Origin of the sequence: Streptomyces sp. NPDC047000 (assembly GCF_040644295.1) — a bacterium.
GTDB lineage: Bacteria > Actinomycetota > Actinomycetes > Streptomycetales > Streptomycetaceae > Streptomyces.
On record NZ_JBEYWE010000002.1, the window covers coordinates 138,363 to 148,123 of the forward strand.

The window sequence follows — 9,761 nt, forward strand, 5'->3', positions numbered from 1 at the left end:
CTCCGGCACGTCACGCGCCGCGCACACCGGGCCGTGGCGGTCGAGGAGTTCGAGTGCACCGGCGAACGGGCCGTGTTCGTGCGGAAGGCCGTGCGTGGTCGATCGGTGCGGAAACCCCCGCTCCCGCGGTGCGGGAACGGGGGCTGCCCCTCGCGGGTCCGGTGGGGTGAGGCGGGTGGGGTGCGGGGTCAGGTGCCCAGGGTGTCCAGGGCGCCGAGCTGGGACATCAGGCCGAGGCGGTCGTACTGCCACCAGCTCTCGGCGATCTTGCCGTCCGGTCCGCAGCGGAAGACGATCGTGCCGGTGATGGTGGCCTGCCGGCCCGTGGCCGCGATGCCGAGGAAGTCGCCCCGGTGGGTGCCGGTCCAGGTCCCGCGGCTGCACACCAGGTCGCCCTCGGTGATCTGGTCCTCGATGGTGAACGTGAAGTCGAAGGCGCTGCGCCACATCTCGATGTCGCGCCGGACGGCGTCCAGCCCGATGGTGTCCTGCTCGCCGACGAAGGCGTGGTCGTGGACGTCCTCGGCGAACAGGTCGTTCAGCGGGGGCAGTTCGCCCGGTGCGGACATCGTCTCGAAGACCTTGCGCGCGGTGGCGGCGAGGAGCTGCTCGTCACGGACCACGTCCAGGTCGGTGAACGTCGGCATCTCGTCGCACAGGGCGACCATCTCGCGGAAGATCCTGTCCGTCTCCGGGAGGTTCGAGTTCCGCATCGCGTCCTCGTACGTGGGGAACTCGACGATCTCGATGAAGTGCGACCCGTCCGACCGGTCCTTGCCGATCAGGCTGTGCGTCGCCGTCCGTTTGCCTTTGGTCGTCTCGACCCAGTCGTCCATCAGCCGGTCCATGTCGTCGAAGCGGCTGGTCTTGCAGTCGATGATCTGTACGAAGGTCATGGTGGGGTGCCTCCGGTCCGCACGACGCCGTCGCGTGGCTGGTTCCGGTAGATATGCACATCTTCGCACTGAATCGTCCGGCGTGTGATGCCGTGGGGTGCGGGTGGCGGGATGGGATCCCGCGCGGGGAGCCCTCTCGGGGCTACGGCCTCGGGGCTACGGCGAGATAAGGGTGCAGGCGGTGGCCGCCTGCACCGGCGTACCTAACGAGGCGTCACTCACCTCTGTCCCCACTCCTTCCGTGCGCCGCTGCCGTCTTCCGGCTGCCGTCGTTACCTTCGTCGTCCGTGTCCTCGGTGGGTCTACTGCGGGCCGTACTTGCGGCCCGTGCGGGAGGTGATGCCGCCGAGCAGGCTGCGGGGTGCCATCTTCGCCAGGCCCATCAGCACCTTGTACCGGGCGTCCGGGATCGACAGCGACTTGCCGCGGGCCAGGTCCTCGAGCGCCGCCCCGACCAGTTTGTCGGCGTCCAGCCACATCCAGCCCGGGATGTTGTCCGTCCCCAGCCCGGCCCGCTCGTGGAACTCGGTGCGGACGAACCCGGGACACAGCGCCATCAGCCGTACGCCGCTGCCGGCCAGGTCCCGCGCCGCACCCTGGGTGAACTGCACGACCCACGCCTTGGACGCCCCGTAGGTGCCGCGCGGCACGAACGCGGCCACGGACGCGACATTGACGACACCCCCGCGCTCCCGCGCGCGCATCGTCTCCGTCGCCGCCGAGGTCAGCCGGAGGACCGCCTCGCAGTGCACCTTCATCATCTTCAGCTCGTCGGCCATGGACACGTCGAGATAGCGGCCCTTGTTGCCGAAACCGGCGTTGTTGACGAGGAGGTCGACCGGGTTCTTCCGGTCGGACAGGCGCGCGGCGACCGTCTCGATGCCGCCGTCGGTCGCCAGGTCGGCGGTCAGCACCTCCGCCTCGATGCCGTGCCGGTCGTGGAGTTCGGTCGCGTGCTCGCGCAACCGCTTCGTGTCCCGTGCCACCAGGACCAGGTCGTGTCCGTCGGCAGCCAGCCGCCGCGCGAACGCGGCGCCGATCCCCGCGGTCGATCCCGTAATCAGAGCCGTTGTCATGGCCCAAGAGTAGTTACCCGGACCGGCGCCCTCCGTGCTGCTGCGGCCTTCTGCGCCACCCCCTCATTCCTTCCCATCCCCTGCGGTGTCCGCCGTTTCCCCGTACTTCGCCACATATCGCCGTGCTTCCTCCAACGCCTCGGGGTGCAGTGCGGTTCCCGCCGCGAGGACCTGGGTCAGGAGAGCGCGCTCGGTGGTCGCCGCACGGAACAGGAGGGCCACCGTCACGTCGTGGTCCGGCCGGTGCACGATCTCGATCCGGTCGCCCGCCCGTATCTCACCCGGCTCGATCACCCGCAGATAGGCACCCGGTGCCCCCTTGCGCGTGAACCTCTTCACCCATCCCGGTTCGCCCAGATGGGCCTGGAAGGTGCGGCAGGGTATGCGCCCGGAGGTGACCTCCAGAACCACCTCGGGGCCGACGCGCCAGCGCTCGCCGATCAGGGCGCCGGACACGTCGAGACCCTCGGTCGTCAGGTTCTCGCCGAAGCACCCGTCGGGCAGGGTGCGTCCCAGTTCCCGCTCCCAGCCGTCGAGGTCCTCGCGCGCGACCGCGTACACCGCCTGGTCGTTCCCGCCGTGATGGCGCAGGTCGCACACCGCGTCGCCGGCCAGCCCGCTGCCGCCGGTCCCCTTCGGGCCGGGAGACGTCACCCGCACCGGGTCGGCCACGGGCCGCTTGCCGATCCCCGTCAGCCCCTCCGCCTGGTCCGTGTAGTCCACGGCCGTGGCCGTACCGACATTCACCGAGACAAGTTTCATGGCCGTACGGTACGCACGCCGATCGCAAAGCACCGACACATTTTCCGGTGCGACATGAAAGTCCGGCTTATGCTCGAAGGGTGATCGAGGGCCGTCATCTCCGCGTCCTGCGCGCCGTCGCCACCACCGGTTCCTTCTCGGCGGCGGGCCGGGAACTGGGCTGCACGCAGCCCGCGGTCAGCCAGCAGATGAAGGCCCTCGAAGCCGTGGTGGGCACCCCGCTCCTCGTCCGCGGCGGACGCGAGATGCGGCTGACCCAGGCCGGTGAGGCCCTCGTGCGGCACGCGGCCGGCATCCTCGCCGGGCTCACCGCCGCCGAGGAGGAGATCGCCGCCATCGCGGGGCTGCGGGCCGGACGGGTCCGGCTCGTCTCCTTCCCCAGCGGCAGCTCCACCCTCGTACCGACCGCGCTGGCGGCCCTGCGGGCCGAGCACCCCGGTACCCGGGTCTCCCTGGAGGAGGCCGAACCGCCGCGCTCCGTCGAACTGCTGCGCGAGGGCGACTGTGACATCGCGCTCGCCTTCCGGTACGAGCTCGTGGCGGGCGGTGCCGACGAGTGGGCCGACCTCGTCGTACGGCCCCTGCTGACGGACCGGCTGGTGGCGCTGGTCCCGGACGGGCACGGGCTCGCCCATGCCGGGGCCGTCGCCATCGCCGACCTCGCGGACGAGTCCTGGATCGCCGGGTGCCCGCGCTGCCGCGGCCGGCTGATCGAGGTCTGCGAGAGCGCGGGCTTCACACCCCGTATCGACTTCGCGACCGACGACTATCCGGCGGTGGTCGGGCTGGTGGGCGCGGGTCTCGGCGTCGCGGTGCTGCCCCAGCTCGCCATCGAGTCCGTACGGCCCAGAGGCGTGCGCACGGTGACGCTGGAACCGGCCGTGCGGCGGGAGATCGTCGCGCTCACCCTGCCGGATCTGGCGCGGGTGCCGACGGTGGCGGCCACGCTGGACCAGCTCAGGCGTGCGTCGGTCCGTCTGACGGGCCAGGGCCGCCGTACCCGCCAATAGGTCACGTGTGTCAGCCGCGCCTTCACCAGGTCGCGGGGGTGAAGAAAGTCAAAAGTTGAATGAGAAAAACGTTCCTTCAGCTGTGCGGGATACCGTCCCCGCCGGCCGCCGATGCGGTGACCAGCCGGTTCCGTGCCCGTCCCATGAGTTCCTCGCGCTCGTCCTCGGTCAGTCCGCCCCAGACCCCGTACGGCTCGCGCACCGCCAGTGCGTGTGCGGCGCATTCCGCACGGACCGGGCACCTCATGCAGACCTCCTTGGCCGAGTTCTCTCGAGCGCTCCGAGCCGCACCGCGCTCGCCCTCGGGATGGAAGAAGAGCGAGCTGTCGACCCCGCGGCACGCAGCCAGGAGCTGCCAGTCCCACAGGTCAGCGTTCGGTCCGGGAAGGCGGGAGAAATCTGCCATTGCGTGACCCCTTGTAGCCGTTCTACGCGGATACGGTGCCGACGACCGTACATCTCCGTTGTAAGGAGATGAAAATATGACTCATTGCGAATCTAGCTCCAGACACCGTGAAACGGGAAGAAAAGCGGCTGAACGGGGCACGGGTTGTGATGAAAAAACGAGGACCGGCCGGGCATGTCTGCATCGTGTCCGTCCCCTCACGTAGAGTGCCGAAGATGGCACACGGCCCCGTAACTCTTTCGAGTGACCGTCGTTGAGAGTGCGAGGCGGTTGAGAACACAAGGGCTCGGGCAGGCGTCCGAGACGGTCGACCGCACAGGTGACGATTTCGTACCAGCCTGGAGGCACAAGGTGACGCGCATCAGTTGCGGAGGGCGGCCATGACATCCGTCCTCGTCTGCGACGACTCCCCGCTTGCCCGAGAGGCGCTCCGCCGCGCGGTCGCGACCGTGCCGGGCGTCGAGCGTGTGACGACGGCGGCCAACGGCGAGGAAGTCCTCCGCCGCTGGGGCGCCGATCGCTCGGACCTGATTCTGATGGACGTACGCATGCCCGGTCTCGGCGGTGTCGAGACCGTCCGGCGGCTCCTGTCCGCCGACCCCGGTGCGCGCATCATCATGCTCACCGTCGCCGAGGACCTGGACGGCGTGGCGCTCGCCGTGGCCGCGGGCGCCCGCGGCTATCTCCACAAGGACGCCTCGCGCGCGGAACTGCGGGCGACCGTCACCCAGGCGCTCGCCGACCCGACCTGGCGACTGGCTCCGCGCCGCCTGCGCTCGGCCGAGATGGGCGCGGCGCCCACCCTCACCGCGCGCGAGATCCAGGTTCTCGAAGGCATGAGCCACGGCCGCTCCAACGCCGAGATCGGCCGGGAGCTGTTCCTCTCCGAGGACACCGTCAAGACCCACGCGCGGCGGCTGTTCAAGAAACTCGGCGCGTCGGACCGTGCGCACGCGGTGGCCCTCGGCTTCCGGTGGGGTCTGGTCCGCTAGGCCCGCGCTGCCTCCGGCGGGTTCGCACGGGCCGGCTGCGACGGGTTCGCACGGGCTGCGTCCGGTGGGTTCGCAGGCGCTGCCTCCGGTGGGTCACAGGGGCTGGGTCCGGTGGGCCCGCACGGCTGCCTCGGACAAGTCCGCACGGGCCGGCTCGGACGGGTTCGCGCAGAGCCGCGCTCGGTGGGTCCCTGCCGGGCCGGACCGGCCGGTCCGGAGGGCGCAGAGTCCGGCAGGGTCTCGGGGATGCTGTCTTCGGTGGTCCGGAAGGGGCTGAGCCGGGCACGTCCGGACGGGCGTGGGATCCGATACTCCGGACGGGTGCCAGATTCGCTACGCCGGACGGGCGTCAGGTCCGGAAGGGTGTCGCGTCCGGCAGGACCAAAAGCGCCGAGCCGGGCGGTTCCGCGAGCCGCAGGTTCGGACGGGCAGCCGCTTTCGGTAGGTCTGAACGGGTTCGTGTCAGGTCACGGGAACCGGTACCCGCACCGGGACCCTGGTCCCCTCCCGCAGGGCCGGAACCGACCGGATCCAGGGCCGACAAGGCCCCAGGCAGGCGGGACCACGGGCGGCCGCGGTACCGGCCGCCCCGTCCGGTACGGGTTCCCGGGTGTCGCGCAACGGCCCTGGTGACCCGGGTGTTGCCGCGGGCGACCGGGACGGAGAAGCCGGGCGCGGTCTCCCCGCACGCCCCACGACGGGCCGGGCGGTGACGCGGCCCACCCGGCACTCCGCCCGTTGCCCGCTGCTCGTTTCGCCGCGGATGACGCATCCTTGAGGTGTGGAGTCTCTCGGGGAGAGTTCGGTCGAGCGGAAGAGGAGGGCGCAGGAGATGAGTTCCGGCGCACCTGCTCATAACGCTTCGGTGCACAACCACGGGCGCGATGCCACGGAGCGAACGGCCACGAGGCACCATGGTCCGATGCGCGACGACGAGGCGGCCACGGGGGCGATCGGTCCGCTCGTGCATCGCGCAGTCGACGGGGACGAGCAGGCCACGCACGATCTGCTCGCCCATGTCCACCCCCTCGCGCTGCGCTACTGCCGGACCCGGCTGTCCCGGCTGCCCGGCGACGCGCGCCACTTCGTCGAGGACCTCGCCCAGGAGGTCTGTGTCGCGGTCCTCCTGGCCCTGCCGCGCTACCGGGACACCGGCCGTCCCTTCGAGGCGTTCGTGTTCGCCATCGCCGCCCACAAGGTGGCCGACCTCCAGCGCGCGGCGATGCGGCACCCCGGCAGCACGGCGATCCCGTCCGACGAGATGCCGGAACGCCCGGACGACTCCCTGGGCCCCGAGGAGCGCGCCCTGCTCAGCAGCGACGCCGCCTGGGCCAAGAAGCTCCTGGCCAACCTGCCCGAGAACCAGCGGGAACTGCTGCTCCTGCGCATCGCGGTGGGACTCACCGCCGAGGAGACCGGCCAGATGTTGGGAATGTCACCCGGCGCGGTCCGGGTGGCCCAGCACCGGGCCCTGAGCCGGCTGCGGGCGCTGGCGGAGCAGTAGGACAAACTCCGCCCGCGCGCGTGCCGCATGAACAACCGTATCCACAGCGCCGTACGCATATCCGTACGAACATACGAAGCCTGAAGCGGTCCATCACCGTGGAATGGGGCGGCGACGCTTCCCGTTAGCATGGACATCCGCACCGATCAAGGCCATTTGGGGAAGGTGTCATGACTGCCAACGTCGACGGAGTGCCCGGAAAATTCGCGACACTCGGGCTGACCTACGACGACGTGCTGCTGCTGCCGGGCTCGTCGGACATGGCACCCGACGAGATCGACACCGCCTCGTACGTCTCCCGGAACGTGCGGGTCAACATCCCGCTCCTGTCCGCCGCCATGGACAAGGTCACCGAGTCGCGCATGGCGATCGCCATGGCCCGCCAGGGCGGCGTCGGTGTACTGCACCGCAATCTCTCCATCGAGGACCAGGCCAACCAGGTCGACCTGGTGAAGCGCTCCGAGTCCGGCATGGTGGCCAACCCCATCACCATCCACCCGGACGCCACGCTCGCCGAGGCCGACGCGCTGTGCGGCAAGTTCCGCATCAGCGGCGTCCCGGTCACCGACGGCTCCGGCAGGCTGCTGGGCATCGTCACCAACCGCGACATGGCCTTCGAGACCGACCGCGCCCGCCGGGTCAGCGAGGTCATGACGCCGATGCCGCTGGTCACCGGCAAGGTCGGCATCTCCGGCGTCGACGCCATGCAGCTGCTGCGCAAGCACAAGATCGAGAAGCTGCCCCTGGTCGACGACGGCGGCATCCTCAAGGGCCTGATCACCGTCAAGGACTTCGTCAAGGCGGAGAAGTACCCGAGTGCCGCTAAGGACGCCAAGGGCCGTCTCCTGGTCGGCGCGGCGGTCGGCGTGGCCGGGGACGCCTTCGAGCGCGCCCAGGCCCTGATCGAGGCCGGTGCCGACTTCATCGTCGTCGACACCGCGCACGGTCACTCCCGGCTGGTCGGCGACATGGTCGCCAAGATCAAGTCGAACTCGTCGGGCATCGACGTCATCGGCGGCAACATCGCCACCCGGGACGGCGCCCAGGCGCTCATCGACTCCGGCGCGGACGGCATCAAGGTCGGCGTGGGCCCGGGTTCCATCTGCACCACCCGGGTCGTCGCCGGTGTCGGCGTCCCGCAGGTCACCGCGATCTACGAGGCCGCCCTCGCCGCGAAGGCCGCGGGCGTCCCGGTGATCGGCGACGGCGGTCTGCAGTACTCCGGTGACATCGCCAAGGCCCTGGTCGCCGGCGCCGACACCGTGATGCTGGGCTCGCTGCTCGCGGGCTGCGAGGAATCGCCGGGCGAGCTGCTGTTCATCAACGGCAAGCAGTTCAAGTCGTACCGCGGTATGGGCTCCCTGGGCGCCATGCAGACCCGCGGCGACCGCAAGTCGTTCTCCAAGGACCGCTACTTCCAGGAGGGCGTCGCCTCCGACGAGCAGCTGGTCCCCGAGGGCATCGAGGGCCAGGTGCCCTACCGCGGCCCGCTGTCCTCCGTCGTCCACCAGCTGGTCGGCGGCCTGCGCCAGTCGATGTTCTACGTCGGCGGCCGGACCGTCCCCGAGCTCCAGGACAACGGCCGCTTCGTACGGATCACCTCCGCGGGCCTCAAGGAGAGCCACCCGCACGACATCCAGATGACCGTCGAGGCGCCGAACTACAGCCGCAAGTGACGTCCACGCGCGCGTAGAGCGCCACTGAAGCGACACGGCGGCACCGCGCAAGCGCCGTCTGATGCGCTGGCCAGGGCGGCCCCGGACACGTACAAGGATTCGTCCAGGATCCTCCGGGGCCGCCCTTGTCGTGCCTGTCGGCGATACTGGAAGACGCTGAAACGCAACAGGGAAAGGCCACAGACGTGACTGAGATCGAGATCGGGCGCGGCAAGCGCGGCCGCCGGGCGTACGCCTTCGACGACATCGCGGTCGTCCCCAGCCGCCGTACGCGGGACCCGAAGGAGGTCTCCATCGCCTGGCAGATCGACGCCTACCGCTTCGAGCTGCCCTTCCTGGCCGCCCCCATGGACTCCGTCGTCTCCCCGGCCACCGCCATCCGCATCGGCGAACTCGGCGGCCTGGGCGTACTGAACCTCGAGGGCCTGTGGACGCGGTACGAGAACCCGCAGCCGCTGCTCGACGAGATCATCGGCCTGGACGACGAGACGGCGACCCGGCGCCTTCAGGAGATCTACACCGCGCCCATCAAGGAGGAACTGATCGGCGCGCGTCTCAAGGAGGTGCGCGACTCCGGCGTGGTCACCGCCGCCGCGCTCTCCCCGCAGCGCACGGCCCAGTTCTCCAAGGCCGTCGTCGACGCGGGCGTGGACATCTTCGTCATCCGCGGTACGACGGTCTCGGCGGAGCACGTCTCCGGTGCTGCCGAGCCGCTGAACCTGAAGCAGTTCATCTACGAACTCGACGTCCCGGTGATCGTCGGCGGCTGCGCCACCTACACGGCGGCACTGCACCTCATGCGCACCGGCGCGGCCGGCGTCCTGGTCGGCTTCGGCGGCGGCGCCGCGCACACCACGCGCAACGTCCTCGGCATCCAGGTCCCGATGGCCACGGCCGTCGCCGACGTGGCCGCGGCCCGCCGCGACTACATGGACGAGTCCGGCGGCCGCTATGTGCACGTCATCGCGGACGGCGGCGTCGGCTGGTCCGGCGACCTGCCCAAGGCGATCGCCTGCGGCGCCGACTCGGTGATGATGGGCTCCCCCCTCGCACGTGCCACCGACGCGCCCGGCAAGGGCTACCACTGGGGCATGGAGGCGGTCAACGACGAGCTGCCGCGCGGCAAGAAGGTCCACCTCGGCACCGTCGGCACCATCGAGGAGGTCCTCACCGGCCCGTCCCACACCTCGGACGGCTCCATGAACCTCTTCGGCGCCCTGCGCCGCGCCATGGCCACCACGGGCTACAGCGAGCTGAAGGAGTTCCAGCGGGTCGAGGTCACGGTGGCGGACGCGCAGCACAAGCGGTAGTCCTCCGGACGGCGGCACGACAGCACGGCAGTGCGGCAGGGGACTCCGGGAACCGCTGGGCCGCCCTCACCGTGGCCGTGGCCGCCGCGGCCGCCCTGATCTGGGTGGTCACCGACGCCTTCCGCGCCA

9 protein-coding genes are annotated in these 9,761 nt (G+C 70.5%); 5 read left to right on the forward strand and 4 right to left on the reverse strand.

Annotation, left to right across the window (positions count from 1 at the left end; translation table 11 throughout):
• Window positions 1-188: 188 nt before the first annotated feature.
• The 3 genes from ABZ862_RS04035 to ABZ862_RS04045 all read right to left on the reverse strand — a co-directional run bounded on the left by ABZ862_RS04035 (window position 189) and on the right by ABZ862_RS04045 (window position 2,734).
• Window positions 189-896: an ester cyclase gene (locus ABZ862_RS04035; protein WP_360951808.1), complete on the reverse strand. Its 708-nt coding sequence runs from the start codon at window positions 894-896 to the stop codon at window positions 189-191.
• Window positions 897-1,198: 302 nt separating this feature from the next.
• Window positions 1,199-1,972: an SDR family oxidoreductase gene (locus ABZ862_RS04040; protein ID WP_360951811.1), complete on the reverse strand. Its 774-nt coding sequence runs from the start codon at window positions 1,970-1,972 to the stop codon at window positions 1,199-1,201.
• A 63-nt stretch (window positions 1,973-2,035) separates the two neighbouring features.
• Complete coding sequence (locus ABZ862_RS04045) at window positions 2,036-2,734, reverse strand: MOSC domain-containing protein (protein WP_360951814.1); 699 nt, start codon at window positions 2,732-2,734, stop codon at window positions 2,036-2,038.
• 80 nt (window positions 2,735-2,814) lie between these two features.
• Here ABZ862_RS04045 and ABZ862_RS04050 point away from each other — a divergent pair, with 80 nt between their 5' ends.
• On the forward strand, window positions 2,815-3,744 hold the full coding sequence (locus ABZ862_RS04050; RefSeq protein WP_360951817.1) for a LysR family transcriptional regulator: 930 nt from the start codon (window positions 2,815-2,817) through the stop codon (window positions 3,742-3,744).
• A 76-nt stretch (window positions 3,745-3,820) separates the two neighbouring features.
• Here ABZ862_RS04050 and ABZ862_RS04055 read toward each other — a convergent pair whose 3' ends face one another.
• Window positions 3,821-4,150 carry a WhiB family transcriptional regulator gene (locus ABZ862_RS04055; RefSeq protein WP_360951820.1) on the reverse strand — a complete coding sequence of 110 codons (330 nt, stop codon included), beginning with the start codon at window positions 4,148-4,150 and terminating at the stop codon, window positions 3,821-3,823.
• A gap of 380 nt (window positions 4,151-4,530) precedes the next feature.
• Between ABZ862_RS04055 and ABZ862_RS04060 the strand changes: the two genes are divergently transcribed.
• From ABZ862_RS04060 to ABZ862_RS04075, 4 genes are all read left to right on the forward strand, one after another.
• Window positions 4,531-5,142, forward strand: coding sequence for a response regulator transcription factor (locus ABZ862_RS04060; protein WP_003948568.1), 612 nt, complete (start codon window positions 4,531-4,533; stop codon window positions 5,140-5,142).
• A 922-nt stretch (window positions 5,143-6,064) separates the two neighbouring features.
• Window positions 6,065-6,646, forward strand: coding sequence for a sigma-70 family RNA polymerase sigma factor (locus tag ABZ862_RS04065; RefSeq protein ID WP_360951823.1), 582 nt, complete (start codon window positions 6,065-6,067; stop codon window positions 6,644-6,646).
• A 170-nt stretch (window positions 6,647-6,816) separates the two neighbouring features.
• Complete coding sequence (guaB, locus tag ABZ862_RS04070; RefSeq protein ID WP_360951826.1) at window positions 6,817-8,322, forward strand: IMP dehydrogenase; 1,506 nt, start codon at window positions 6,817-6,819, stop codon at window positions 8,320-8,322.
• A gap of 185 nt (window positions 8,323-8,507) precedes the next feature.
• Window positions 8,508-9,632: a GuaB3 family IMP dehydrogenase-related protein gene (locus ABZ862_RS04075; RefSeq protein WP_360951829.1), complete on the forward strand. Its 1,125-nt coding sequence runs from the start codon at window positions 8,508-8,510 to the stop codon at window positions 9,630-9,632.
• Window positions 9,633-9,761 lie beyond the last annotated feature (129 nt).

Excerpts from the sequence above, each read along its gene's own strand:
- ABZ862_RS04035 (WP_360951808.1), bottom strand. The coding sequence starts at position 896 with ATGACCTTCGTACAGATCATCGACTGCAAGACCAGCCGCTTCGACGAC.
- ABZ862_RS04040 (WP_360951811.1), bottom strand. The coding sequence starts at position 1,972 with ATGACAACGGCTCTGATTACGGGATCGACCGCGGGGATCGGCGCCGCG.
- ABZ862_RS04045 (WP_360951814.1), bottom strand. The coding sequence starts at position 2,734 with ATGAAACTTGTCTCGGTGAATGTCGGTACGGCCACGGCCGTGGACTAC.
- ABZ862_RS04055 (WP_360951820.1), bottom strand. The coding sequence starts at position 4,150 with ATGGCAGATTTCTCCCGCCTTCCCGGACCGAACGCTGACCTGTGGGAC.
- ABZ862_RS04060 (WP_003948568.1), top strand. The coding sequence starts at position 4,531 with ATGACATCCGTCCTCGTCTGCGACGACTCCCCGCTTGCCCGAGAGGCG.
- ABZ862_RS04065 (WP_360951823.1), top strand. The coding sequence starts at position 6,065 with ATGCGCGACGACGAGGCGGCCACGGGGGCGATCGGTCCGCTCGTGCAT.
- guaB (WP_360951826.1), top strand. The coding sequence starts at position 6,817 with ATGACTGCCAACGTCGACGGAGTGCCCGGAAAATTCGCGACACTCGGG.